The organism is Posidoniimonas corsicana (genome assembly GCF_007859765.1).
GTDB classification, from domain to species: Bacteria; Planctomycetota; Planctomycetia; order Pirellulales; family Lacipirellulaceae; genus Posidoniimonas; species Posidoniimonas corsicana.
On record NZ_SIHJ01000001.1, the window covers coordinates 4017161 to 4041389 of the forward strand.

General features: G+C 68.0%; 21 protein-coding genes. 13 read left to right on the plus strand and 8 right to left on the minus strand.

Annotated features, from left to right (window positions below; translation table 11 throughout):
• Nucleotides 1-186 precede the first annotated feature (186 nt).
• From KOR34_RS15450 to KOR34_RS15460, 3 genes are read left to right on the plus strand one after another with little or no spacing between them, the layout of a single operon-like run.
• Nucleotides 187-498, plus strand: a complete 312-nt coding sequence (locus tag KOR34_RS15450; RefSeq protein WP_146565497.1) for a BON domain-containing protein — start codon at nucleotides 187-189, stop codon at nucleotides 496-498.
• On the plus strand, nucleotides 495-1010 hold the full coding sequence (locus KOR34_RS15455; protein ID WP_146565499.1) for a CBS domain-containing protein: 516 nt from the start codon (nucleotides 495-497) through the stop codon (nucleotides 1008-1010). Before KOR34_RS15450 ends, KOR34_RS15455 begins: the two co-directional genes overlap by 4 nt.
• 29 nt (nucleotides 1011-1039) lie before the next feature.
• Complete coding sequence (locus KOR34_RS15460) at nucleotides 1040-1447, plus strand: universal stress protein (RefSeq protein WP_197531439.1); 408 nt, start codon at nucleotides 1040-1042, stop codon at nucleotides 1445-1447.
• Here the strand turns inward: KOR34_RS15460 and KOR34_RS15465 are convergent.
• From KOR34_RS15465 to rsmG, 5 genes are all read right to left on the minus strand, one after another.
• Nucleotides 1444-2304 carry a PP2C family protein-serine/threonine phosphatase gene (locus tag KOR34_RS15465; RefSeq protein ID WP_197531440.1) on the minus strand — a complete coding sequence of 287 codons (861 nt, stop codon included), beginning with the start codon at nucleotides 2302-2304 and terminating at the stop codon, nucleotides 1444-1446. The two genes, KOR34_RS15460 and KOR34_RS15465, sit on opposite strands and share 4 nt — an antisense overlap.
• Nucleotides 2295-3014 carry a protein kinase domain-containing protein gene (locus KOR34_RS15470; RefSeq protein ID WP_146565504.1) on the minus strand — a complete coding sequence of 240 codons (720 nt, stop codon included), beginning with the start codon at nucleotides 3012-3014 and terminating at the stop codon, nucleotides 2295-2297. Before KOR34_RS15470 ends, KOR34_RS15465 begins: the two co-directional genes overlap by 10 nt.
• A gap of 24 nt (nucleotides 3015-3038) precedes the next feature.
• Entirely contained in the window at nucleotides 3039-4130 is a 1092-nt protein-coding gene (locus KOR34_RS15475; protein WP_146565506.1) for a cysteine desulfurase family protein, read from the minus strand.
• Between the two features lie 83 nt (nucleotides 4131-4213).
• Complete coding sequence (locus tag KOR34_RS15480) at nucleotides 4214-4561, minus strand: DUF3467 domain-containing protein (RefSeq protein WP_146565508.1); 348 nt, start codon at nucleotides 4559-4561, stop codon at nucleotides 4214-4216.
• A gap of 201 nt (nucleotides 4562-4762) precedes the next feature.
• Nucleotides 4763-5425 (minus strand): 16S rRNA (guanine(527)-N(7))-methyltransferase RsmG, encoded by a 663-nt coding sequence (gene rsmG / locus KOR34_RS15485; protein ID WP_228714626.1) that lies wholly within the window; start codon nucleotides 5423-5425, stop codon nucleotides 4763-4765.
• 102 nt (nucleotides 5426-5527) lie between these two features.
• On the opposite strand from rsmG, the gene KOR34_RS15490 reads away from it, so the two are divergent.
• The 4 genes from KOR34_RS15490 (at nucleotide 5528) to KOR34_RS15505 (ending at nucleotide 12022) form a co-directional block, all read left to right on the plus strand.
• The gene (locus KOR34_RS15490; protein WP_146565510.1) at nucleotides 5528-6166 is read left to right on the plus strand and encodes a hypothetical protein; all 639 of its coding nucleotides are present in this window, start codon (nucleotides 5528-5530) and stop codon (nucleotides 6164-6166) included.
• A gap of 559 nt (nucleotides 6167-6725) precedes the next feature.
• Nucleotides 6726-7598 (plus strand): tRNA pseudouridine(55) synthase TruB, encoded by an 873-nt coding sequence (gene truB, locus KOR34_RS15495; protein ID WP_146565512.1) that lies wholly within the window; start codon nucleotides 6726-6728, stop codon nucleotides 7596-7598.
• Between the two features lie 458 nt (nucleotides 7599-8056).
• Nucleotides 8057-8857, plus strand: coding sequence for a hypothetical protein (locus KOR34_RS15500; RefSeq protein WP_228714627.1), 801 nt, complete (start codon nucleotides 8057-8059; stop codon nucleotides 8855-8857).
• A gap of 345 nt (nucleotides 8858-9202) precedes the next feature.
• The gene (locus KOR34_RS15505; protein WP_146565516.1) at nucleotides 9203-12022 is read left to right on the plus strand and encodes a DNA translocase FtsK; all 2820 of its coding nucleotides are present in this window, start codon (nucleotides 9203-9205) and stop codon (nucleotides 12020-12022) included.
• Between the two features lie 15 nt (nucleotides 12023-12037).
• On the opposite strand, the gene KOR34_RS15510 is transcribed toward KOR34_RS15505, so the two are convergent.
• Together KOR34_RS15510 and KOR34_RS15515 are read right to left on the minus strand one after the other, a co-directional pair.
• Complete coding sequence (locus KOR34_RS15510; RefSeq protein WP_146565519.1) at nucleotides 12038-12862, minus strand: hypothetical protein; 825 nt, start codon at nucleotides 12860-12862, stop codon at nucleotides 12038-12040.
• Between the two features lie 111 nt (nucleotides 12863-12973).
• Complete coding sequence (locus KOR34_RS15515) at nucleotides 12974-15616, minus strand: M1 family aminopeptidase (RefSeq protein WP_146565521.1); 2643 nt, start codon at nucleotides 15614-15616, stop codon at nucleotides 12974-12976.
• Between the two features lie 290 nt (nucleotides 15617-15906).
• Here KOR34_RS15515 and KOR34_RS15520 point away from each other — a divergent pair, with 290 nt between their 5' ends.
• The 6 genes from KOR34_RS15520 to fliM all read left to right on the plus strand — a co-directional run bounded on the left by KOR34_RS15520 (nucleotide 15907) and on the right by fliM (nucleotide 22234).
• On the plus strand, nucleotides 15907-17304 hold the full coding sequence (locus KOR34_RS15520; RefSeq protein ID WP_146565523.1) for a tetratricopeptide repeat protein: 1398 nt from the start codon (nucleotides 15907-15909) through the stop codon (nucleotides 17302-17304).
• Nucleotides 17305-17435: 131 nt separating this feature from the next.
• The gene (gene lptE / locus KOR34_RS15525; RefSeq protein ID WP_146565525.1) at nucleotides 17436-17984 is read left to right on the plus strand and encodes an LPS assembly lipoprotein LptE; all 549 of its coding nucleotides are present in this window, start codon (nucleotides 17436-17438) and stop codon (nucleotides 17982-17984) included.
• Nucleotides 17981-18718, plus strand: coding sequence for a hypothetical protein (locus tag KOR34_RS15530; RefSeq protein ID WP_146565527.1), 738 nt, complete (start codon nucleotides 17981-17983; stop codon nucleotides 18716-18718). Before lptE ends, KOR34_RS15530 begins: the two co-directional genes overlap by 4 nt.
• Before the next feature lie 99 nt (nucleotides 18719-18817).
• Entirely contained in the window at nucleotides 18818-19708 is an 891-nt protein-coding gene (gene folP, locus KOR34_RS15535; protein WP_228714628.1) for a dihydropteroate synthase, read from the plus strand.
• 106 nt (nucleotides 19709-19814) lie between these two features.
• Nucleotides 19815-21095 carry a glutamate-5-semialdehyde dehydrogenase gene (locus tag KOR34_RS15540; RefSeq protein ID WP_146565529.1) on the plus strand — a complete coding sequence of 427 codons (1281 nt, stop codon included), beginning with the start codon at nucleotides 19815-19817 and terminating at the stop codon, nucleotides 21093-21095.
• A 59-nt stretch (nucleotides 21096-21154) separates the two neighbouring features.
• On the plus strand, nucleotides 21155-22234 hold the full coding sequence (gene fliM / locus KOR34_RS15545; RefSeq protein ID WP_146565530.1) for a flagellar motor switch protein FliM: 1080 nt from the start codon (nucleotides 21155-21157) through the stop codon (nucleotides 22232-22234).
• On the opposite strand, the gene KOR34_RS15550 is transcribed toward fliM, so the two are convergent.
• On the minus strand, nucleotides 22231-24093 hold the full coding sequence (locus tag KOR34_RS15550) for a carbon starvation CstA family protein (protein ID WP_146565532.1): 1863 nt from the start codon (nucleotides 24091-24093) through the stop codon (nucleotides 22231-22233). The two genes, fliM and KOR34_RS15550, sit on opposite strands and share 4 nt — an antisense overlap.
• Between the last annotated feature and the right edge of the window lie 136 nt (nucleotides 24094-24229).

Sequence of the window (24229 nt, forward strand, 5' to 3'; positions counted from 1 at the left end):
CGCATGCGCGGCGTTGCTCTTAAGATTCCGGCCACAACCGTGCCGCCCCGCCACGGCGCGACGTTTGCATTCCAGAATTGCACGCGGCCAAGGCTCGCCGCGACCGGGGCTCAGGCGAATAATACAGGACGCCCGGCAAGCACACGCCCCCTCTGGCCACCGGGACGAATTCAGGAGGGCCTTGTCATGATTGGCACGAGCAAGTCGATCGCCCCCACCCCCTCACCCGCTCGCACCGCCGACGATGTCGTGCGGCTTGCGCTGGACCGCCTGGCGTCGAACGAGCATTTCGCCCACCACCTGGACACGGTCCATGTGTCTTTTGAGCACGGGCGGCTGGTGCTGGCCGGACGCGTGCCTTCGTTCTACCTGAAGTCCGTGCTGCAGAACGCGGTCGGCGCCCTGCCGGCCGGCTGCCGCGTGGACAACCGGGTGGACGTGGTCTGCTGCGACGGCGTCAGCACGACGCGGCCCAGCCACGGGAGGGCACGGCGATGAAGAGCGCACTACAAGACGTAGACACCCTGTCGGTGGCCGACGTCATGTCGCGACTGGTGGTCACACTCGACGAGTCGGCCGCGATGAAAACCGCCGCCCGGGCGCTCCGCGGTTCGGACGTGACGGGCGCGCCGGTCGTGGACGACGCCGGCCGCGTTGTCGGCGTGCTGAGCGCGATGGACTTTGTGGAGCAGGCCACCGGCGAGCAGGGCGACCGCTGCCCCGTCACCGAGGTGCTGGTCCGCGACACCCCCACCAGCCCCTACCGGATCGAACAGGTCTGCCACGACACGGTGGGCATGCACATGTCGCCGTACGTGCAGACCATCGACCGGTCGGCGTCGCTCCGCGACGCGAGCCGAGAGATGTGCGCCGAGCGGATCCACCGCTTAATTGTGATCGACGACCGGGGACGCCCGGTCGGCGTGGTCAGCCCCCTGGACCTCCTTGCTGTGTGGGCGGGCGCCCCCGCCGCCGACAGCCGGGGCCGTGCGAAAGGAGCCCCCAAGTGATTTCGTTCAAGAGAGAGAAGAGGATCCTCGTGCCCACGGACTTCTCCGCGCAGGCGGACCAGGCGGTGCTCGATGCGCTGGACATGGTCGCCGACCCGTCGGACCTGAGCGTGCTGCACGTGGCGCCGCCGATGTCCAGCTACCCGGTGGCGGACCCCGCCATCGTGTGGGAGAGCATCACCGAGGAGGCCCGCTCCGAGCGCATCGAGGAGTCGTTCCGGGTGCACATCAAGGACCCGCGGGCGCAGGCGGTGCACTTCGCGGTGGCGTTCGGCGCGCCGGCCGAAGAGATCGTCGACTACGCCGAGGCCCACGAGATCGACATGATCATGATGCCGTCGCACGGCCGCAGCGGGCTGCGGCGGCTGCTGCTGGGGTCCGTGGCGGAGCGCGTGGTCCGCGCGGCCCACTGCCCGGTGATCGTGCTGCGCAACTAGCCGCGGCGGTAGGCCAGGAAAGTCAGGTCGTCGGGCTTGCTCGGCAGGCCGGGCGTCTCGTGCTGCATCCGCTCGCGCGCCAGCTCCGCGACCGCCGCCGCGCAGCGGTCCAGCGGCCCCGAACGGAGGCCCGCCACCAGCTCGCCCGGCAGCACGTTGTCGACGAGCCCGTCGGTGGCGATCAGCAGCGTGTCGAACTGCGCCATGGTCAGCACGGGGCCAATCTCGATCCGCATCTTCTCGTCGCCCACGCAGTTCGACACGATGTGCCGCTCCTCGTGCTGCAGCGCATCCTCCGGGTTGATCAGCCCGGCCGCCTCGGCGTAGCCGACCGGCGAGTGGGCGATCGACTCGAACTTGACGCGGCCGCGCTGACCCATCAGCAGGAAGCTGGCGTCGCCGACGTGGAACGAGCGCACGAAGGGCTCGCTCACCAGCGCCACCGCCAGCGTGGCGCCGGCGCCGTTGGCCAGGGCCAGCACGGCGCGGTTGGCCTCCTCGATGCCGTCGATGATCGCCGAGCGGAGCCGCTCGGGGTCCGGCTCGGCGTCGGCGAGCGCGCCGGCGAGCGCGTCGAGCGAGAGCCGGGCGGCGGTCTCGCCGGCGGCCTGGCCCCCCATCCCGTCCGCGACCGCCAGCACCAGGCTGCCGTCGCCGGTCTGGAACACCGCCAGCGCGTCCTCGTTGGGGGTCTCCTTGCCGGGGCTGCGGGCGGAGTACGCGGTCACGCGTCCGGCCGGCGTGCGCCAGTTAGACTGGGTCGGCTCGTCGCAGCGCGTCCACAGCGCGGACGCCCCTTCGCCCTCCTCGGGGAGGGGCTTCCAGCAGCCCGATCGCTTCGCCTTGGTCAGGACCACTGCATGGTCTCCAGGTACTGCCGCAACTGGCCCGCCGTGCGGTACTGCTTGAGGATAAGCGATCTCTTCAGGCCCCGGCAGATCTCTTTGACCTCCAGCGGCTGTTTCGCGTACCGCGGGGCGCCGCCGATGGCGTCGTAGAAGATCCGCACCAGGTCGACGACGTCGTCCTGGATGTCGGCCGAGGTGGCGGGGCCGTAGTGGTACATGTCGAGCAGCTTAAGGTCGAACGAGATCCCGAACCGCCGCACGATGATGTTCCCCATGTGCAGGTCGCCGTGGTACTCGCGGGCGGCGTGGATGCCCTCCATGCCGGCGGCCAACGCGTGCAGCAGGTGCAGCCCCTGGAACACGCCGATCCGCCCGCCGCGTTGGCGTTTGAGGAAGTCCTCCAGCAGCTCGCCCTCGACGAACTCGGACACCAGGAACACGACGCCGTGCCCCTCGATCTCGATGATGTCGCTGGCGTGGTACTGGATCAGGATCGGGAACGCCCGCAGCTTGTGCAGCTTCTGGGCGTACACCCGCGACGCCTTGCGGCGGCGGTTGCGGTGGGGGAAGAAGAACTTGCCCGCGCGTTCGATGTTGGTGTCGATCTCGCGGAGCTTGTAGACCTCGCCCTCCCAGCCGACGCCCAGGCGGCTGAGCACCTCGTACCGGTTGCCGATCCGTGCGCCCGGCTTGAAGTCGAAGGATTGGATTGATGACATCGGCGGTCTGGCTCCGGCCCTATTCTAGCTTGTGAGCCGTTCCCACGCGTCCACCAGCAGCCCGGCGGCCCGCGTCACGTCTTCCGGCTCGGTGTGCCAGCCCACCGACAGCCGCACGCTCCCCTGCGCCCGGTCGGGCTCGGCGCCCATCGCCCGCAGGGTGGGGCAGAGGCTGACGCCCCCGCCCGCGCCGCTGGCCAGCGGCGTCGCACACAGTTCGGGGCACGCGGCCAGGAGTGATTCGGCCGAGACGCCGGGCAACGCGACCGCGACCGTGTTCGGCAGCCGCTCGAAGCCCTCCCCCCAGACCACCAACTCCTCACCGACGCCCGAGCGCAGCTCGTCGACCAGCCGCTGGGTCATGCCGGCCATCCGCGCGGCCGATTCGGTGACGCACCGCGCCGCCAGCTCGGCGGCGGCGCCGAAGCCGGCGATGGCCGCCACGTCCGGTGTGCCGGGGCCGAGCAGCCCGCCCCGCGCCCGCGGCGGCCCGACGCCGCAGCCGGCTCTCACGTACAGCGCGCCGACGCCCTTGGGGCCGTAGCACTTGTGCGCGGTGAGCGTCAGCAGGTCGACGCCCAGTTCGCCAACGTCGACCGGTATCTTCCCAAACGACTGCGAGGCGTCCGTGTGCAGCAGCACGCCACGCCCCTCAAGCAGCGCTGCGACGTCGGACACCGGCTGCACCAGCCCGACCTCGTTGTTGGCGTGCACGACGCTGACCAGGGTCTCGCCGTCGACGGCCGCGTCGGCGACCGCCTCGGCCGCCGCCACACCGCTCGGCGGCACGCTCACCACCACCAGGTCCTCGCCACACGGCGCGTCGCGCACCGCGTGGTGGTCCACCGCCGTGGTGACCGCCCAGCGGGGACGCATCGCCAGGGCCGCGTGGCAGCTCTCGGTGGCGCCGCTGCAGAAGTAGACCTCCTCCGCCGCAGCGCCGATCGCAGCGGCCACGCGGGCGCGTGCGTCCTCGATCGCCTGCGCCGCGGCGCGGCCCAGCATGTGATCGGCAAATGGGTGCCCATACTGGTCCGCCAGGAACGGCAGCATCGCCTCCTGCGCCGGCGGCGCAAGGGGGGTGGTCGCGTTGTGGTCGAGGTAGATCGGACGCATCACGGAGGGCCGGGCCTGGCGGAATTTACGCTACAAGCCAAGCATACCTTACGTCTCAGACAATGCGTCGCGTCGCGGCGGGGCTAGCTCTGCTTGCCGACCACCCGCTTCTGGACGTCGGTTTCCAGCACGCCGAAAGCCTGCTCGTGCCGCTGGACCGAGAGGTGCAGCGCCTGCAGCATCCGCTTGGCGGTGTAGTAGTTCGTGACGATCCGCTGCTTCACCTCGACCGGCTCGGTCGGCACGCCGTACGGCTGGCTGTTGAGCCCGAAGTCCAGGATCAGCTCCTCGGGCGTGCCGGTCACCCGGCAGAAGTTGGCGTAGGTGCACAGCGCGTCTTTGTCGTTGATCTCGACGCGCGGCCGCTGCTGCGCCGCCTCGGGGGCGGGGGCTTCTGCTTTTTCCGGAGCGTTTTCGGGCGTGTCCGCCATGGGGGAATCCTCTTGAATAATCTGGTGTTCCGAACGGAGTATTGGCGCGCCGGGCCGCGGGCGCTCGGCGTCAGGGGGCCGCGTATCTCCGCAATTCTAGGGCATGCCGCCGGGGCCCGCCATGGGTTGGGGCCCGTTTGCCGCGTCGGCGTCGGTGGCGGGTCCGCGTGTCCGTCACAACCTGCGCCAATTGCCGCGTCGCTAGTCGTCCTGCTTGGGCTCGATCTTCAGGATCACGCTCACCGCGTCGGCGCCGCGGGTCACGTACTCGGCGGCCTTGCGCAGCTCGAGCGGCTTCAGCAGCCCGTGGTGACGCGCCTCGCCGCGCTCGGCCACCCAGTTGCGGCCCTTGATCAGCAGCAGCCGGTCGAACGCGTCCCACCGCGGCGCCAGCCAGTACAGCAGCTTCCGCATCGGCGCAACCGCCCGCGCCACCAGCGTGTCGAACGTGGTGGCCTCCAGCAGGTCCTCCGCCCGCGCGGGGTACACCTTCACGTTCAGGCCGAGTGTGGTGACCATCTGATCGAGCGCCTGGGCCTTCTTCGCGACCGACTCGCACAGGCTCACCTTCAGGTCGGGTCGGGCGATCGCCAGAATCACGCCCGGCACGCCGCCGCCGGAGCCGACGTCCAGTACCCGCTCGCCCTCGTCCAGCAGGTTGGCCAGCTCCAGCGAGTCGCCCACGTCACGCGTGACAAACTTCTCCAGCGTGGTGTGCCGGGTAAGGTTCATCTTCTCGTTCCAGGCCCACAGCTCGCGGCGGTAGGCGTCGAGCAGCTCAATCTGCTCTTCGGGCAGCTCGTACTCGAACCGGGCCAGGACCTCGGCCAGGGTTTCTTCGGGTTCAACAGGCGATTCGGCCACGTTAGGTCTGTAGTTTGAGGCTTGAGAAACCGGTAGTATCCAGCATGGCGGCCCGGTCCGCCAGCCGGTCCGATCTCTCCGAACTCCAAGGCAGACCACACGATGCGTGCTCGAATCTTAGTGGTGTCAGGAGCCCTACTGGCAAGTATGGCCGGCTGCACGGCCGCCACGTTCGAGAATCTGATCGGTCAGCCGACCGCCGAGAGAGCCTCTGACGGCGAGCCGCTCGACAAGCAATTAGAAGGCGCCTGGATCGTCTTGGATAAGGAGCAGCAGCCCAAACAACGCCTGCAAGTTGAGTACCCAGGCGACGGAACCCTGCGTGTCGGCGAGTCTCAGTGGAGCGCTAAGGAGTTTTCCACCCGTTCTCAGACGCTAATCATAACCGAGAATGATGGCCAACTATTCCTCCACTTTGACGCGAGCCTCAACGCAGACGGGCAAGTGGCATCGTCGCCGCCCAAGTACTTGACTTTCTTGCTACGGTTCGAGCCTGGCGGCGCCAAGCTGTTCGCCGCTAGGATCGACCGGCTGCGCGACGCCGTCCGCTCCGGCGAGCTCTCCGGGTTCGAGTACGGCCAACCGGTGGGCGACGACGGCCAGACCCCAGAGGGCGACGGCAGCGTCTTCATCGACAGCCCGAGCGAGCAACTCGCTAAGGAGTTCGCTGCGGACCGCATCGATAAGTGGTTTAACACCGCCGAACCGCTGCAGCTCAAGCGGGTCGCCAAACGGGATTGAATAGTCCGCCTCTTCACGTGCCTTGCCTGGTTGACCACACCACTACCGTCAGCTGCCGCAACCGATCATCGACGCCGACTTTTGTCCCATTTGGCGCTATCGATCCTTAGGGACAAAAGTCGGCGCCTGCGTCCCCGGTCGGTTTCGGTTCACACTGCAATAGCAGTCGTTTCCACGCCCGACCGTGCTGACGCGGTCGGACTTTTGTCCATCTGTTCGCGCCGATAGGGACAAAAGTCTCGGCCAGGCGTTTAAACTCCGCGAGAACGGGATTGCCGCACGGCCTGCCGACAGGTTGATGGGGCTGTCTGACCCTGCATGCCGCGCCTTAAGATCTCATTCTACGGGGGCAAGTGGCCAGTTTCGACGACGAAGTGGCTGGTAACCGCGAGCTCGCTGCGTTGCGCGGAGCGCCCCTTCGAACAGGAAAGCGATGACCCCACGGACCATCAACACCCTCCCCTAGCCCCTCCGTCCAAGAGGGAGGGGGAGGCGCTGCCTACCCGATCCGCGCGGTCCCGCGACTAACCACCCACCACCCACCAACCACCACTCCCCCATGTTCGGCCTGCTCAACGTCAACAAGCCGCCCGGCCTCACGTCACGCGATGTCGTGAACCGTGTCCAGTGGCTGCTGCGACAGTCGGGCGGCAAGACCAAGGTCGGCCACGCCGGCACGCTCGACCCGATCGCGTCCGGCGTGCTGGTGCTGTGCCTCGGCCCGGCCACGCGGCTGATCGAGCGGGTGCAGCAGATGGAGAAGCGGTACGTGGGCACGTTCCGACTCGGCTGCACCAGCCCGAGCGACGACATTGAGATCGAACCGACGCCGCTCGACAACCCGCCGATCCCCACGCTCGACCAGATCGAGGCGGCTTTGCCGGCGTTCACCGGGCGGATCGAGCAAGTCCCGCCGTGCTACTCGGCGGTGAAGATCGCCGGCAAGAAGTCTTACGAGCGGGTCCGCCGCGGCGAGACGGTCGAGCTCGCCGCGCGACCGGTCCACATCTACGGCGTTGAGATCGTCCGGTACGAATACCCGGAGCTGCAGCTCGCCATCCGCTGCGGCAGCGGCACGTACATTCGCTCGCTGGGCCGCGACCTGGCCGCCGCGCTGGGGACCAGCGCGGTCATGAGCGACCTGGTGCGGACCGCCATCGGCCCGTTCTCCATCGCCGACGCGATGCGCGGCAGCTCGATCGAGATCGAGACGGTTCACCAGCACCTGCACTCGCCGCTCGACGCCCTCCCCTTGCTCCCGCGCCGCCCGCTGACCGACGAGGACGAGAAGCTGCTGCGCAACGGCATGCCGATCGACGGCCCGCTCGACTCCCCGGAGTCCGCCGGCGTCAATCAGCACGGCGCGCTGGTCGCTCTGCTGGCGCCGAAGCAGGGCAAGCTGTGGCCCAGCCGGGTGTTTGTGGCAGGGTGAAACGTCGACAGAAAGGCCCCACGGTTCGCCCGACCGTGAAGAAGTTGGGAGCTCGGCCTAAGGATTTAGCTCGCTAGCCTTCCTGGTTCGGAAAACCAGGGATTGTATCTGTCACCCGGCCAAACCCGCAAAAACTCAAGAAGCTCGGCCAGCGTTTACGGGTCATCGGGGCGCAACGCACCGTCCCGCGAAGGCTACGCCCCACCACACAGCCAGTCCCGCTAGATCTGTTCTCCATACAGGTCACCTCGCGTACGCGTCCGATTCAAGTGCATTCCTGGAATCGGGTGGGCAATTCGCAGATTGCGTGTGCGGACTTGCGGCGCAGACAAGCATTCCCATGCCGATCACGGCTCAGAGTATACTGACCGCTTGCAGGGCGCATCGGCGAACGCGACCAGCGACAGGTTCTCTCTAGGACAAAAGTCGATATGCACGCGAGTTGGAAAAAACACCGATTGCGTAGTCAAGTGGAAATCTCCGCTGAGCGCTACTGCGAGGTCATTCTGACCACAATTCTCCTTCAACTGATTGGTTGTTCAGGAGTTATTCTTCAACAGCCGATTGGCCCACCTGCCGGCGAACGGACCGCGGCTGGCGTTCGGCTAGTCGACATATTTGACGGAGTATGGGTTGGCGAGAAAGAACTCAAGAATATCAAGGACGCTCAGACCACGGATTTTGGTCCGCTAGCCGACGCGGATATGGCGCGAGCGACCCGAGAGTCGCGGGGATATGGAAAAACTGATGAGGCGTTTCTCCTGAAGTATCGCGGCGATGGCCGGGTTGTTGCAGCAGTTCCAAATTGGGACGGCGAGCAGATTCGGCTCTGGAACGACGAACTACTCATCTTCGAGATCGACGGAGAGCTGTATGGTCACCACGAAGTGAAACGAGAGGGCGGGGATCGGAAGAATCCGCGAGACGGTGGCGAGGTTGTCGGCCGCTACTTTGTCGTGCTGATCCGTCCCGACAAGAACGCACTACACACCTATTTACCCAATGCTAGCCATGTAGCGGCCGCCGTGGAGAGAGGCGAGCTTGCGGGGCACGTCAACTGGGATCTGGACGACGACGAGCCGTCTGTCAGCTCTGTCGTGCTGACGGGAGATCCAGCGGCACAAGCCAAGGTATTCACCGCCGACCGCGTCGAAGAGTTCTTCAACCTCGATGAGCCGCACGAGGTCTTTCGGCGGATGATTCCTCTCGAATACTCGCCGTACCGTGAGCCCAGGGATGGCAAAAAGAAGACCGAATAGCTGCCCCCCTATACGATCACCTCAAGCCGCTTCACGGCTGCTTAGCGCTCGCAACGCCATCAATTCTCCAAGTACGCGATCACGCGACGATTAGGACGGTCGTAACGCCCGCGCCGGTTGCGGCGCCGCCGAGTTTCGCGCCGGTGCTAGCGTCCCGTTTGCCAAGGCTCACTTTGTGGGCTAGTGGCCGCCGATGCTCCTCGATAGCGCCCGTGGTCTGCGCGTGCCGGGGGCGCTCCGCGATAGCGGAAGCCCCCGGATTTCGGGACAGGCTTGGTGAGTACATCTCGGGGGCTCCCCTGGCGGGGGGCGCCCCGGCACCCAATCCCCGACACCGTTCGCCCTATGCCCGATCGCAGCCGGCAGCTCGACGTCGTGGCCATCGCCCTGGCCGCCGGGACGCTGTTCCTGGCGGTGGCGCTGACCACCTACCACAAGGCCGACCCGCCCGGCTCGCTGGTCTGGCCCCCGGTCGAGACCACCCGCAACGCGTGCGGCTGGGGCGGCGCCTACGCCGCCCACTACCTGCTCGAGATGATGGGCGTGGGCGCGTACTACGCGGTCGGCTCGCTGGCCACGGTGACTGTGCTGCTGTTGCTGCGTAAGGAGATCGACCAGCCGGTCACGCGGAGCGTCGGCTGGGCGTTGTCGCTCCTGGGGCTCGCCACGCTGGCCGCCATGCTGCTGCCGAGCTGGTCGCCCGGGCCGGTGATCGGCGCCGGCGGCTACCTGGGCGCGATGGGCCGCACGTGGCTCGAGGGGCACTTCGCGTCGGCGGGCGGGTACATCGTGGCGATCAGCGTGCTGCTGGCGGGGCTGCTGCTGTCGACCGACTACCTGCTGTTCCGCTGGGCGGCCACCGCCACCGCGGCGTCGGGCGTGGGGCTCGACTCCGTCCGCAAGGTCGGCCAGGCGGCCACCGCGCGGCTCAAGGCCAAGCGGAAGCTGACCGACCTCGACGCGCCCGCGGCCGACGAGGCCGCCGAGGAGGAAGGCGAAGAGGAGTACGAGTACGAAGAAGAGGACGAGTACGAGGAGGAAGATGAGGCCGAGGAAGAAGGCGGCCTGACCATCCGCACGCCGGGCGCCAAGGGCGAGGCGGAAGAGGAATCCGAGGAGGAGGTCGCGGAAGAAGAGGAGTACGAGGTTGAGGACGAAGCCGAGGAAGAGCCGGCGCCGGCCCCCAAGGGCCTGAGCGGACTGGCCGCCAAGCTTGCGCAGGGGCTCACCGGCAAGCCGGCCGCGGCGACCGAGGCGCCGGCCGAAGAAGCCGAGCCCGCGCCCGCCGCCGCACAGGTTCCGATCAAGAAGCCGAAGACCGAGCGGGAAGAGATCATCGACCAGCTCGACGCGGCCGACCAGGACGCCGACCTCGACTTCGACTACGAGCTGCCGCCGGTCGACCTGCTGCTGCCGAGCGAGGACGTGTGCTACGAGGAGCACGAGCGCGAGGTCCGCCGCAAGGCCAAGGTGCTGGAGAAGACCTTCAAGGACTTCGGCTTCAACGTGAAGGTCGTCGAGGTCGAGACCGGCCCGGTCATCGCGCAATACGAGATCGAGCTGGAGGCCGGCCTGCGGCTGTCGAAGATCACCGGCCTGGCGGACGACCTGGCCATCGCCTGCCGCGTGCCCAGCGTGCGGATCGTGGCGCCGATCCCGGGCAAGAACACCGTGGGCATCGAGGTGCCCAACGAGACCCGCCAGCTGGTGCGGCTGCGGCAGGTGATCGAGGAGACCGACGGCCGCGCGCGGCGGATGAAGATCCCGATCTACCTCGGCCAGGACGTGGCCGGCAACCCGATGGCGGTCGACCTGGCGGCGCTGCCGCACCTGCTGATCGCCGGCCGCACGGGCACGGGCAAGTCGGTCTGTTTGAACTCGATCATCGTCAGCATCCTGATGAGCCGGGGGCCGGACGAGGTGCGGATGCTGATGATCGACCCGAAGATGGTCGAGCTGTCGGGCTACCGGAAGCTGCCGCACCTGATGCACCCGGTGGTCACGGACATGAAGAAGGCCGAGGCGATCCTCGCCTGGGCGGTCGACAAGATGGAGGAGCGGTACCGCCTGCTGGCCAACGCCGGCGTGCGGCACGTGAGCGTGTACAACCAGCTGACCGAGGAGGAGCTGCGTGACCGCGTCCGCAACGAGGACGGCAGCCGCATGTCCGAAGCCGAGTTCAGCCTGGTGCCCAAACAGCTGCCGTTCATCGTGATCGTGGCCGACGAGATGGCCGACCTGATGATGACCGCCGGCAAAGACGTCGAGCAGCACATCATCCGCCTGGCGCAGAAGAGCCGGGCGGTCGGCATCCACCTGATCCTGGCCACCCAGAAGCCGACCGTGGACGTGATCACCGGCCTGATCAAGAGCAACCTGCCCGCGCGGATCGCGTTCCAGGTGGCCAGCCGCACGGACAGCCGCGTGGTGCTGGACGAGATGGGCGCCGACAAGCTGCTGGGCAACGGCGACATGCTGTTCCTCTCGCCCGGCACCAGCATGCTGCTGCGCGGCCAGGGCACCTACCTCAGCGACGACGAGATCACCCGCGTGGTGGACTACGTGGGGACCGACGACCAGCAGTTCGCCGCCGAGCTGATGCAGCTCAAGACCAAGGAAGAAGAGGAGGCCGCCGAGCAGTCCGCCGGCGGCTTCAAGCAGCGCGACGAACTCTACGAGGCGGCCGTCGACGTGGTGGTCCGCGAGGGCCGCGGCAGCGTGTCGCTGCTGCAGCGGTGCCTGGGCATCGGCTACGGCCGGGCGGCGCGGCTGATCGACTTTATGGCCGAGGACGGCATCGTCGGCCCCTACAACGGCTCCAACGCCCGCGAGGTGATGATGTCGGTCGCCGACTGGGAGGCCCGCGACCAGACCGCCACGACCGAGGAAGAGTCCGCCGACCCACCGCCCGCCGCCACCACCGCGTTCAAGGCGACCGACGAGCCCGCCCCGTGGGACGAGCAGCCACAGGCCGCAGACGCCGCAGAAGAAGAAACCGCCGAAGACGACGAGGAGTGGGAGTACGAAGAGGAAGACGAGTCGGACGCCGCTGAAGAAGACTCCGAGGAAGACGAGCTAGCAGAAGACGAAGAGTGGGACGAGGAGGACGGCGAGTGGGAGGAAGAAGAAGACGAGGAGGAAGAGCCGCTGCAGGACAGCGCGTAGCAACCGAGGCACAGGCTACTCGCCGAGCCGCCACACGGTGACTTCCTTCGTCGGCCGGCTGATGCCGTACACCACGCCGGGCGTTGATCGGTCCCACGCCACGCCCTGCCCCGTCACGCCGAGCGACAGCGTCCGCTCCAGCTTGAGCGTCGAGCCGCACCGTGGCAGGCTGAGCTCGTACAGTTCACCGCGGTCATGACCGGTAACGTACAGCCTGCCGTCGGGCGACCACCCGCCGCCCGAGCAGCTGTGCGGCGTGAACCGCTCGAGCACTTCCTCCGGGAAGACCCAGCCGGCGGTGCGCCGCCACTGGTCGTCGAACTTCACGAGCGACGTGTACGTGTGCGGCTTGGCCCGCGGGTCGTCGTTGACGCGCTGGGAATAGTGGGCGAACACGGCCCACCAGGCTTCGTCGTGCCAGTCGACCCAGGTGAGCGACCCCTCGTAGATGCCGAAGCTGTGCGACCCGACGTGCTGCAGCGTCTGGGCGTCGAAGATCTCCAGCGAGCTGGTCTCGGGGTACTGCGGGAAGTTGGAGTGGGCGCAGTACAGCAGCCCCTCCCGCACCACGCCCGAGTTGAGGTGCCGCAGCGGGTACTCCTCGGTCGCGCGCCACTGGCCGGCCGCCTTGCCGGTCCGCTTGTCGTACCTGCCGATGCGCGAGTTGGCGATGGCGTAGAAGTGCGCGGCGTCGACCGCGACCGCCTGCACGGCCTCGGGGGCGTCGAACTGCGCAACCGGCGTCAGGTCGTGCGCGCTGGCAATCGGGCACCACAGCCCGCCGACCACGGCGGGCAGCAGGCGGCTGATGGCTTGGGCTACGGGCGTGCGGCGGTCCATGCCGCGATCATAGCCGCCGCGCGTTAGGAGATTGTGAAGCCGTCTGCTCTCGGGGGACAAATCAGCGGCCCAGCTTGGGCTCGAAGCCGGGCCCCCCGGCAGCGGGAGCAGCTACTCCTTGGGCTTCTCGTCTTCTTTCGCGTCGTCCTTGTCGGTCAGCTCCTTCACCTGCTCCTCCAGCTTGTCCTGCTGCTTCTGCAGCTCGCGGACCAGCTTGCGCAGCTCCTTGACCTCGGCGGGCGCCGTGGGGGCGTCGGCCTCGATCTTCTCGATCGCCTGCTTGGCGGCGCGGCCCAGGCGGTCGTCGCGTTCGCTGAGCGTCCGCAGCGCCGCCACCGCGCGGCGGTCGCCGAGGCTGCCGAGCGCCGTGGCGGCCGCCGACTGGACCCGGCTGGACGGGTCGTTCAGGTAGTTGAGGATCAGCTCGCGGGCGGCGTCGGCGTGCTCGGTCTCCTTGGCGAGCGAGCCGAGCGACTGCAGCCCCTCGGCCATGCCGCGGCTGTCGAGCTCGTGCCGCCGGGCGTTGAGCACGCGCATCACCGCGGGCGTCAGGGCGGGGTCGGCGGTCTTGGCCGCGGCGTCGATGGCGGCCACCGCGGGCGCGTTGCGGAAGTTCTTGGAGGTCATCGCCTGGCGGAGGGCGTCGTACGCCTCGGGCGTGCTGTAGGCGGACAGGCCACGCACGGCAGCGGCGACGATCTCGGGGTTCTTCTCGCTGGCGACAACCTCCTGCAGTCGCTCCTGCGCGGCCGGGCGGTAGTAGTCGCCGATCGCGCGGACCACCGCCTGGCGGACGCGGGCGTCGTCCTGGCCGGTGGACGCGATCAGCGCGTCGAACGCCTCGTCGGTCTGGCGGTCGCCCAGCTCCTTGGCGGCCGCGAGGCGGACGCCGTAGAACGGGTCGGAACCCAGAGCCTGCTTCAGCGCCTCGAGGGACTTCTTGTCCTTCTTCTTGCCGAGCTCCTCCACCGCGATCAGCCGGCCAATCACGTCGTCGTGGTTCTTGAGCTGCTCCTCCAGCATCTCCTGTGGCTTGCTGAACTCGACCTTGGCCAGCACCGTGTAATCCGGGTCGAACCGCACCAGGCTCGGCTTGCCGGGCAGGGGCACGTAGAAGTCGTGCTGCTTGCCGTTGATGACGATGTCGTGGTCGACCGGCTTGCCGTCAACGGTGAAGCGGAGCTTGGTCGGGATCTGGAACAGCAGCACGTCGTCGTTGACGTCCTGCGTCTGCTTGACGGTCACGCGGGCCATGCCCTCCTTCGGCAGCCACTTGTAGCTGATGTCCAGCTTGGGGAACCCGCCGTGGAACACGTACTGGTCGAAGAACCGGTCGAGCGACCGGCCAGACGCGTCTTCCAGCGCGGCGATCAGGTCGGGCGTGCTGACGCTCGACAGCGCGTTCTTCTCCAGGTAGGTCTTAATCGCCTGGCGGTACACGTCCTCGCCCAGCTGGCTGCGGAGCATGTGCAGCACCCAGCTCCCCTTGGGGTAGGCGCGGAAGTCGAACTGGTCCCAGGCGGCCTCGTAGTCGCGGTAGACGATGGGCCGGGTGTCCTTCTCTTGCGTCAGCACGCGGCCCTGGGCGTCGCGGTACAGGCCGTACAGCATGTGGTCGCGGCCCAGCTTGTGCCCGTCGTACAGGTGGGTGTAGTAGGTGGCGAAGCCCTCGTTGAGCCACAGGTTGGCCCAGTCCTCGCAGGTCACGTAGTCGCCGAACCACTGGTGGGCCAGCTCGTGCGCGTCGAGGTTGCGGCTCGACTTGATGTTTTCGGTCTCGGTCGAAAAGACCGTGTTGTCGGTCAGGACCGTGAGGGTGGTGTTCTCCATGCCGCCGGCGATGAAGTCCTTGCAAGTGACCTGGTCGTACTTGTCCCACGGGTAGGGCACGCCGATCTCGTCCTGGTAGAACGCCATGATCTGGGCCGTGTCGGCGAACGAGTTCTTGGCGTGCTCCTCAAGCGAGGGCTGCGTGTAGAAGCCGAGCGGGATATCACCGGCCTTGTCCTCGAACTTCACCAGCCGCCCGGCCACCAGGCAGATCAGGTAGCTGGGGTGGGTTTTGTCCTGCTTCCAGTGCACCGCCTTGAGGCCGGTCTGCGGGTCGACCTCGCTCGACACCACGCTCCCGTTGGACAGCACGGTCAGCTCCTCGGGCACGCGGCAGATCACCTCGCTGGTCGAGCGCTCGTTGGGGTAGTCGAAGTTGGGGAACCAGTGCCGGGCCTCGTGCGGCTCGCCCTGGGTCCACAGGTGCATGTCGCCGTCTTCGTAGCCGTCTTTCTTGGTGCGGAAGTACAGGCCCTTCTCCGGCTGGGCGGAGTACTTCACCGTCACCTCGGCCTCGCGTCCTACCTTCAGGGGCTCGGCGAACAGGATCGTAAGCTGGCGGCCGTCGTTGTCCCACTCCTTGATCTCCTGCGATCCTTCGACGCTCTCGATCCGCAGGTCAACCGCGTCGAGCGTGACCTCCTCGACCGGGCGGCTGATCGGCTGGAACGTGAGAGTGGTCTCGCCGACCAGGGTGTGGTCGTCGTAGTCGGGGGTGACGTCGATCTTGATATTCAGCACGTCCACTACGCGGTCCGGAGCGTACTTGCGCTCGCCGGTGACCTGGCCCGGCTCGGCTGCGGCCCGCCGAAGGCCCTGGCAGTACCGGCAGACGCACAGCTCTTCGGCGGACAGGATTGCGGCGAAGGGGCCGACAGCAACGCTAGCAGCTAGCGTCGCGCAGAGGATCAGGGATCGGATCATCGGTGGCAGTTTCTCGGTGGCTGGACGCCGCGGGCAAGGCCGCGGCGCGATGATGCGGTGGGGGTTCGTCCCGGTGACGCCGCCTCCGGGTCAAGCAAAGTATAGCCCCCCTGTTGCAACGATGGGACTGGGCAGTTTGTTCGGGTTAGGCAGGAATCGCCCCGGCTCGCGGCCCCTCTCGGACAGGCATTGGAGCCGCTATTGACGGCCTGCGGCGGTAATTCCTAGGCTCCCCGCCCCCGGAAGGCGTCCGGCGGCCTGCACCGGCCTGCGTTTCACCAAGGAAAGTCATGAGCAAACGCCCCCACCTGTCGCGTCCCCTGGCGTTCGGCGCCGCGGTCCTGCTGGCGTGCCTGAGCGTCGCGTCCCCTTCTGCGCGGGCGATCGACTGGCCGTTCCTCGGCGGCGGCGATGATGCGCCCGCCCAGGCGGCCGGCCCCGGCACCGAGGACTGGTGGAAGCGCAACAAGAAGAAGGCCATCATGACCCCCGGCAAGGGGTTCCAGGTGCCCGGCTACGAGGGCTACTTCGACGCCAAGGGCCGACCGATGGACGCGCCGGCCGACGAGGTGATCGACAAGCTGGTCGAGGACGACAAGCCCGCCGGCCTGCTGCCGGCCCTCGACCCGAAGATCGGCATCAACAACATCAAGAAGGCGGTCGGCCAGGGCCCCAGTGCGCAGGCCGCCCAGCAGGCTCTCGACGCGGGCAAGGCGTTGTTCCAGCAGGAGGAGTACGCCAAGGCGGAGGACCAGTTCGAGGCCGCCGCCAACGCGTTGCCGGGCTCGCAGATCGAGGCCGAGGCGCTGTTCCTGCTGGGCGAGAGCTACTTCTGGCAGAACAAGTACGTCGACGCCCGCGACACCTTCAACGACCTCGTCAGCAAGCACCCCAACACGCGCCACCTCGACACGCTGGTCGGACGCCAGTGGGTCATCGCGCAGTACTGGGAGCGGCACTACTTCGACTACAAGCAGACGTCGCGGCTGCGGCCCAACCTGCTGGACGGCACGCGGCCCACGTTCGACACCATCGGTCAGGCGGTCAACACGTACGACAACATCCGGCTGAACGACCCCACCGGCCCCTGGGCGGACGACGCCATCATGGCGACCGCCAGCATCTACTTCCGCCAGAACCGCTACGGCGACGCCGACTACCACTACTCGCTGCTGCGGAAGGAATACCCGCGTAGCGAGCACCAGTTCAACGCGCACATCCTGGGCCTGCAGGCCAAGCTGCGCAAGTACCAGGGCGCCGACTACGACGGCACCGTGCTCGAAGAGGCCAAGGCGCTGCTGAAGCAGATCCGCACCCAGTTTGCCGGCCGCCTGACGGACGAAGAAAAGGAACGGCTGCGGAACGCGCAGGCGGAGGTCGCCAAGGCGACCGAAGAGCGCGACCTTCGCATGGCCGAGTACTACGACAAGACCTCGCACTACGGCGCCGCCCGCCAGTACTACGCGCGGATCTCGCAGAAGTACGGATCTTCGCCGGTCGCCCAGCAGGCCCGCGAGCGGCTGGCCGAGATCGGCGGCGAGCCGTCGCACCCCGACCGGCCCCTCGAGTGGCTGGTCGACTGGTTCCCGGAGAGCAAGGAGCGGTCGATCGTCAACCAGATCCCCGAGCTGCGTCGCGACGCCGAGACGCGCATCGCCGAGGCGCCGAGCGATTCCACGACGCGCTAGCGACGCCGAGCAGACGACGGACCCGATCCGTCAGAGAACCCGCGGTTGAAGCGATCCATCCGCGACACACGAACCTGGGGCATCCGACGGCCGTAGGCCCTCGGCAACAGTCAACACACCGGCCACCGTTGATGACGTCGCACCGCCGACAACTCGCCTCGCCCACCGGTTGGTGGCGCCTCTCGCTCCTGCTGCTCGCAACGGCCGGGTGCGCGAACTACCAGGCCGGTTCCGGCTCGCTCTACGCGCCGGACGTGCACACCGTGTACGTGCCGATGATCGAGTCGCAGAGCTTCCGACGCGACCTGGGCGAGCGGCTGACCGAGGCCATCGCCAAAGAGATCGAGCTCAAGACGCCGTTCAAGGTGGTCGGCGACCCGTCGGCCGACAGCGTGCTGACCGTGCGCCTGCACAATGACGTGCGCCGCGTCGTGGCCGAGGACGGCCTGGACCAGGCGCGGCTGATGGACAACCTGCTGTACGCCGATGTGTCGTGGATCAACCGCCGGCGGCTGCCGATCGTGCCCGCTCAGTCGATGCCGCTGCCCGGCGGCCTGATCGACGTGCAGCAGAGCACCCCGCTGATGCCGGCCGCCGGCCAGACCGTGGCCTCGCAGCAGCAGCTCGCCATCCAGCGGTTGGCCGAGCAGATCGTGGGGTTGATGGAAGAGCGTTGGTGAGCAACTCTGGCTTCATGCCACAGTTCACCACGTCCTACCTGCTCAAGCTGACGGCTTTCACGGCCGTGTGCTGCGTGCCGTTGGCAATGAACAAATCGAGCGGGTTTGTCTGGACCTCCTTCTTGCTGCCGGTTGGCGTCGCGACGCTGATCGCGTCGGAGGTCAAGCAACAAGGGGAGTACCGGCTGCGACTCGAGGAGCGGCCGGACGCGGACGTCGAAATCAAGGCTGCCGGTGGCCGCTACGCACAATGGATGCATCGATGGCGGATCGTGGCGGCAGGGTTCTTCTTGTCGCCCCTGTTCGGCTGCCCCGCACTGAACGTCGTTGATCCCGAACCGGTTGCCCTGTGGCTGCCGATCACGCTGGCGCTCGCGGCGGTTGCGTTCTTGCTGCTGACCGTCTCGACCCGCCGATCCGTGCTCGTCGACGACCGACGCTTGGTCACCGACTTCCTGCTGCTCGGGCGGAAGTGCTGGTGGCCGCTGCGGTGGAACGTGGCCGATGGAGATGTCCTCGCAGTGTACACAAGCCGCGCAGCACGGACTTCCGGAATCCCGGAGTTTCAGTTCTGGGAGGCGCTGTACGTCTGCCGCGGCGGCCGGCGGTACTACGTCGCTGGCATGACGACGCGCGACCGAACCAGCACCGGTATGGAAGAAGCCGCCCACCGGCTTGCAAAGCTGATCCGCATCCCGTTCGTCGGCTACCGCGAGTATCAGACGATCGCCTGACACCCGGTCGCGCATCGCGGCCTCAGCCCGCCGAGGCGCTTGGCGGCGGGCAGCACACGGGTCCGCCACACCAGTGCCCCGACCGGGTAGAATACCTGCATGCCACCATCCGCCCTGCCCGACCGCGCCTCCTCCTGGCGGCTCCGCTCCACAACGCTCGACCTCAGCGGCCTGCCGCTGCTGATGGGGATCGTTAACGTCACGCCGGACAGCTTCTCTGACGGCGGGCGGTTCGAGGAGACGGACTCCGCGGTCGAGCACGCGTTGGAGCTGGCCGCGGCCGGCGCGGCGATCCTCGACATCGGCGGCGAGAGCACGCGGCCCTACGCGGAAGTCGTAGACGCAGGGGAAGAGCTCGACCGCGTGCTGCCGGTCGTGGAGCGGCTGGCCAGGGAGACCAGCGTGCCGCTCTCGATCGACACCAGCAAAGCCGCGGTCGCCGAGGCCGCCGTGGCCGCCGGCGCCGAGATCATCAACGACGTCACCGGGCTCGAGGGGGACTCGCGGATGCTGGAGGTCGCCCGGGCGACCGGCGCCGGGGTGTGCGCGATGCACATGCGAGGCACGCCGCAGACCATGCAGGACGATCCGCGGTACGACGACGTCGTCACGGAGATCCTCGACTACCTCCGCCAGCGGCGGGACAGTCTGCTCGACGCTGGGATCGAGCAAGAACGGGTCTGCCTGGACCCGGGCATCGGCTTCGGCAAGACGCACCAGCACAACCTCCGCCTGATGGCCGCGGCCGAACAGTTCCACCAGCTCGGTTGTCCCCTGTTGGTGGGGCACTCGCGTAAGGGCTTCCTGGCCCACATACTGGGGGATAAGGAGGCCGACCGCACGGCGGCCACGGTCGGCTCGGCGTTGGCCCTCGCCCGCCAAGGGATCCAGGTGATCCGCGTGCACGACGTCCGCCCGGTCCGCGAGGCGGTGCTAGCATTCGCCGCGTGCGGCGGTTTGGGCGACCCTTCGTCGCAGCTAACTCGTTAGCTAGCATTAACTTACAGGCGTTGGCGGTCAGCGTTGCTCCTAATCGCTGAGCCTGCCATACTCGACCCGGCGCGCTGCGCCAGACCCAAGACCAAACTGCTTAGTTATGCCTTCCGATCAGACACAAACCGCCGACCTGGGGACCTACTGCCGCGACGTTGCGGCGCGGGCCAAGGCGGCCTCGGCCAAGCTCACAACCGTTTCCGGCCAGCAGAAGATCGACTGGCTGCGGTCCTCCGCGCGGCTGCTGCGCGAAAACGCGGCGGCGTTGAATCAGGCCAACCAGCAGGACCTGGACGCCGCGCCCGACTACGGGCTGACCGATGCGCAGGTCGACCGGCTGCGGCTGACGCCCGACCGGATCGAGTCGATCGCGGTCGGCCTGGAAGAAGTCGCCGCCCTGCCCGACCCGGTCGGACGGGTGCTCGACTCGACCGTCCGCCCCAACGGGCTGCGTATCGACAAGGTCTGCGTGCCGCTGGGCGTGGTGTTCTTCATCTACGAGTCGCGTCCGAACGTGACGGCCGACGCGGCCGCCATCTGCGTGAAGGGCGGCAACGCGGTGATCCTCCGCGGCGGCAAGGAGGCCCAGCACTCCAGCCGCGCGATCGTCGAGATCATCTCCGACGCCGCCGAGGCGGCCGGCCTGCCGCGGGACGCGGTGCAGCTGGTCTCGACCACCGACCGCGCGGCGGTGGGGCACTTCCTCAAGCAGTCCGAGCTGATCGACGTGGCCATCCCGCGCGGCGGCGAGGGGCTGATCCGCCGCGTCGTGGCCGAGGCGACCATGCCGGTCATCAAGCACTTCGACGGCAACTGCCACGTGTACGTCGACGCGGCCGCCGACCTGGACGCGGCCGAGGCGATCGTGGTGAACAGCAAGTGCCACCGGCTGGGCGTGTGCAACGCCGCCGAGTCGCTGGTGGTCCACGCCGACATCGCCGCCGAGGCGGTCCCCCGCCTGGTGGTGGCGCTCAACCAGCAGGAGATCGAGGTCCGCGGCTGCCCCAAGGTGTGCGAGCTCGCCCCCTCGGCCGTGCCCGCGACCGACGAGGACTTCGGCGCCGAGTTTCTGGGCCCCACCATCTCGGCCGTGGTGGTCGGCTCGCTGGACGAGGCGATCGAGCACATCAACAAGTACAGCTCCGGCCACACCGAAGCGATTGTCACGACCGACCTGGCGGCGTCCGAGGAGTTCGCCGAGCGGATCGACAGCGCGGCGGTGGTGATCAACGCCAGCACCCGGTTCAACGACGGCGGCGAGTTCGGACTGGGCGCCGAGATCGGCATCAGCACCGACAAGTTTCACGCCCGCGGCCCCTGCGGCGTGGACGAGCTGACCAGCTACAAGTACATCGTGCACGGCCAGGGGCAGACAAGGAAGTAACGCGTCGGCCGCGGCCGGCGTGACGGACAGGACGAACTCGTTCTCGCAAGGACGCGACAATGGGCGACGTGCTCAGCCAAGCGGAAGTTGAAAACCTGCTCAACTCGCTGGACGGCGACCCCGCCGCGCCCGCGCCGACGCTCACCGCGCCCAAGGCCGCGCCGTCGTTCGCCGGCATGCCGGCGTCGCCCCAGCGCGCCCGCGAGAAGGTCACCCCCTACGACTTCAAGCGCCCGGAACGCGTCGGCAAGGACCAGATGCGGGCGCTGCAGACGATGCACGAGGGCTTCGGGCGCAACTACGGCGCCGCGCTCTCGGCGTTGCTGCGGACCATCGTCGAGGTGAAGCTCACGAGCGTCGACCAGCTGACGTACAGCGAGTTCATCTTCAGCCTGGAGAACCCGACCTGCTTCAACCTGATCAACGCCGCGCCGCTCGAGGGGCAGCTGATCCTGGACATCAACCCGTCGCTGCTGTTCCCGATCATCGACCGCCTGCTGGGCGGCGGCAGCGACTCCTCGCCCCCCGCCCGGCGCCCGCTCACCGAGATCGAGCTGCTGCTGGTGGGACGCATCACCAGCCTGTTCCTCAACGAGATGAAGCAGGCGTGGGAGAACGTGATCGAGCTGGACCTGAGCGTCGAGCGCGTAGAGAGCAACCCGCAGCTGGTGCAGATCGTCCCGCCGAACGAGGTGGTGGTGCTGATCAGCTTCGAGCTAACGCTCGGCGAGATCCGCGGCATGGTCAACCTGTGCATCCCGTTCAACTCGATCGAGCGGATCGGTCAGGAGCTCAGCGCCAACAGCTGGGTGACCTACTCCAGCAAGCCCGCCACGCCCGAGGCGATCAACAACCTGGGGCTGCAGGTGCAGTCGGCCGCGGTGGAGGTGGTCGTCGAGCTGGCGGACACCAACATCAGCACGGCCGACTTTATCGGGCTGCGGGTGGGGGACATCATCGCCACCGAGAAGGACGTGCGCGAGCCGCTCAGCGTGCTGGTCGAGGGCCGCCGGAAGTTCGAGGCCACGGCCGGCGCGTTCAAGGGACGCAAGGCGATCCAGGTCGTCGGCGCCGCGGCCGACCCCCGACGCGACGCCCAGCAGCACGCCAGCAAGCCGCCCGAGGAGGGCGCGGCCTAACCGCCCGCAACGCGGGGGGCGTCCGCCGCGGCGTCCTCCAGCACGCCCCGCGCGCGGGGCAGCACCAGCAGCGCCTCGACCACCATCCACGCCTGCAGCAAGAGGATCACCACGCCGAAGCCGAGCAGCAGCCGCTTGCCGTTCGGGTAGAAGTCGGTGGTGATGTTCTCCACCATCGCCAGGCCCGGGACCACGAGCATCAGCATCATCGGCGCGGCCGCGAACCACACCGGCAGGCCCCGCCGCAGCAGGTAGAACACAATCACCAGCAGCGCCAGGCCCGCGAGCAGCTGGTTGGTGGCGCCGAACAACGGCCACAGGATCAGCCCCCCAGAGCCCGGTCCGGCGCCGCCGTCGGTCAGCGCGACCGCGCCGCCGGTCACCACCGCAACGCCGGTCGCGACGTACTTGTTGGTCAGCGGCGCCACGTACAGCGTCTGCCCCAACTCCTGGATCACGTATCGCTGCAGCCGTGTGGCGGTGTCCAGCGTGGTGGCGGCGAAGCAGGCCACCAGCACGGCGATGATCGCCACGCTCATCCGCTTGGGGACTCCCAGTGTGCTGACGAAATTGGCGCCGCCTTCCACGAACCCGCCCACCATCTGCCGCAGCTTGTGGTTGCCCCAGCCCCCCTTTGTGAGCGCCTTCCCGTTCTGAACGACCGGCTCACCCTGCTCGTCGAGCACCGGCGTGATCCGCGCATCGTAGCTGTGACGCCAGGCCGCGGCGCCGGTGAGGGTTTCCCCCTCGGGCGTCGTGACGCCCATACCGAGCCCGGCGCAGCAGGCCAGGATCACCACCACGGCCAGCGCCCCCTCCAGCAGCATGCCGCCGTAGCCTACCATCCGCGCGTCGGGCTCGGTGTCGATCTGCTTGCTGGTGGTCCCACTCGCGACCAGGCAGTGGAAGCCGCTGCACGCCCCGCACGCGATGGTGATGAACAAGAAAGGGAAGATGGGCGGCGCGTCGTCGGGGATCTCGGTGGCGACCATCGGCGCGGCCGACAGGCTCGCCTTGCCGGTCAGGCCCGCGGCCGCCAACCCGCCGACCAGCAGCACCAACGCCACCATGAGCTGGTGGCTGTTGATATAGTCCCGCGGCTGCAGCAGCAGCCACACCGGGAGCACACTCGCCAGGAAGCAGTAGGCCAGCAGCAACGCCGTCCAGATGATCACTGGCTTGCCGTAGGCTCCCAGGGCCTCAACGGCCGGCAGCTTGAAGCTGAGCCCCAGCTCGGGCGCGTAGGCGCCAATCGCCACCGTGCCGTAAAGGATCGCCAGCGCGGCGATCGACGGCCACAGCAGCCCCACGCCCCGCCGGTACACCAACAGGCCAACCACCACCGCCAGCGGCATCGCGGTCCAGACGCTCAGCACCGACTCGGGGTAGTAGTCGAAGATCAGCGCGATCACCAGCCCGAAGATCGCCAGCACGACCATCAGCGCGAAGAACAACACTAAGAGGAACAGCAGCTTCGCACGCGGCGAGATCAGCCGGCCGGCGACCTCGCCAATCGTCTGGCCCCGGTTGCGGAGGCTCAGCACCAGCGAGCCAAAGTCGTGCACGGCGCCGACGAAGATCGACCCCAGCACCACCCACAGCAGCGCCGGCAGCCAGCCCCAGAACACGGCGATCGCCGGCCCCACGATCGGCCCGGTCCCCGCGATGCTGGTGAAGTGGTGGCCGAAGATCACGCCCCGGCGGGTAGGGACAAAATCGACGTCGTCCCGCAGCGCATGGCTGGGCGCCACCGCCTTGGCGTCCAGGCGGAACACCCTCTGCCCGATCCAGCGGCCGTAGGTGTGATAGGCGGCAATAAACGCGAAGAAGGACGCAGCAGCGACAGCCAGCGTGAACATGCGGAAGGGCGCTCTCGGGCCGAGGAGAAGGGACTCCCCTCAGTGTAGTGCGGGCGCCCCGCCCGGCGCCACGTGGCGCCGGGCCTCGGCGGCCCGGCGCCCACCCGGCGGCCGGGTTCCAGCGGCTGGGGGCGTG

Excerpts from the sequence above, each read along its gene's own strand:
- KOR34_RS15450 (WP_146565497.1), top strand. The coding sequence starts at position 187 with ATGATTGGCACGAGCAAGTCGATCGCCCCCACCCCCTCACCCGCTCGC.
- KOR34_RS15455 (WP_146565499.1), top strand. The coding sequence starts at position 495 with ATGAAGAGCGCACTACAAGACGTAGACACCCTGTCGGTGGCCGACGTC.
- KOR34_RS15470 (WP_146565504.1), bottom strand. The coding sequence starts at position 3,014 with ATGTCATCAATCCAATCCTTCGACTTCAAGCCGGGCGCACGGATCGGC.
- KOR34_RS15475 (WP_146565506.1), bottom strand. The coding sequence starts at position 4,130 with ATGCGTCCGATCTACCTCGACCACAACGCGACCACCCCCCTTGCGCCG.
- KOR34_RS15480 (WP_146565508.1), bottom strand. The coding sequence starts at position 4,561 with ATGGCGGACACGCCCGAAAACGCTCCGGAAAAAGCAGAAGCCCCCGCC.
- KOR34_RS15490 (WP_146565510.1), top strand. The coding sequence starts at position 5,528 with ATGCGTGCTCGAATCTTAGTGGTGTCAGGAGCCCTACTGGCAAGTATG.
- truB (WP_146565512.1), top strand. The coding sequence starts at position 6,726 with ATGTTCGGCCTGCTCAACGTCAACAAGCCGCCCGGCCTCACGTCACGC.
- KOR34_RS15505 (WP_146565516.1), top strand. The coding sequence starts at position 9,203 with ATGCCCGATCGCAGCCGGCAGCTCGACGTCGTGGCCATCGCCCTGGCC.
- KOR34_RS15510 (WP_146565519.1), bottom strand. The coding sequence starts at position 12,862 with ATGGACCGCCGCACGCCCGTAGCCCAAGCCATCAGCCGCCTGCTGCCC.
- KOR34_RS15515 (WP_146565521.1), bottom strand. The coding sequence starts at position 15,616 with ATGATCCGATCCCTGATCCTCTGCGCGACGCTAGCTGCTAGCGTTGCT.
- KOR34_RS15520 (WP_146565523.1), top strand. The coding sequence starts at position 15,907 with ATGAGCAAACGCCCCCACCTGTCGCGTCCCCTGGCGTTCGGCGCCGCG.
- lptE (WP_146565525.1), top strand. The coding sequence starts at position 17,436 with ATGACGTCGCACCGCCGACAACTCGCCTCGCCCACCGGTTGGTGGCGC.
- folP (WP_228714628.1), top strand. The coding sequence starts at position 18,818 with ATGCCACCATCCGCCCTGCCCGACCGCGCCTCCTCCTGGCGGCTCCGC.
- KOR34_RS15540 (WP_146565529.1), top strand. The coding sequence starts at position 19,815 with ATGCCTTCCGATCAGACACAAACCGCCGACCTGGGGACCTACTGCCGC.
- fliM (WP_146565530.1), top strand. The coding sequence starts at position 21,155 with ATGGGCGACGTGCTCAGCCAAGCGGAAGTTGAAAACCTGCTCAACTCG.
- KOR34_RS15550 (WP_146565532.1), bottom strand. The coding sequence starts at position 24,093 with ATGTTCACGCTGGCTGTCGCTGCTGCGTCCTTCTTCGCGTTTATTGCC.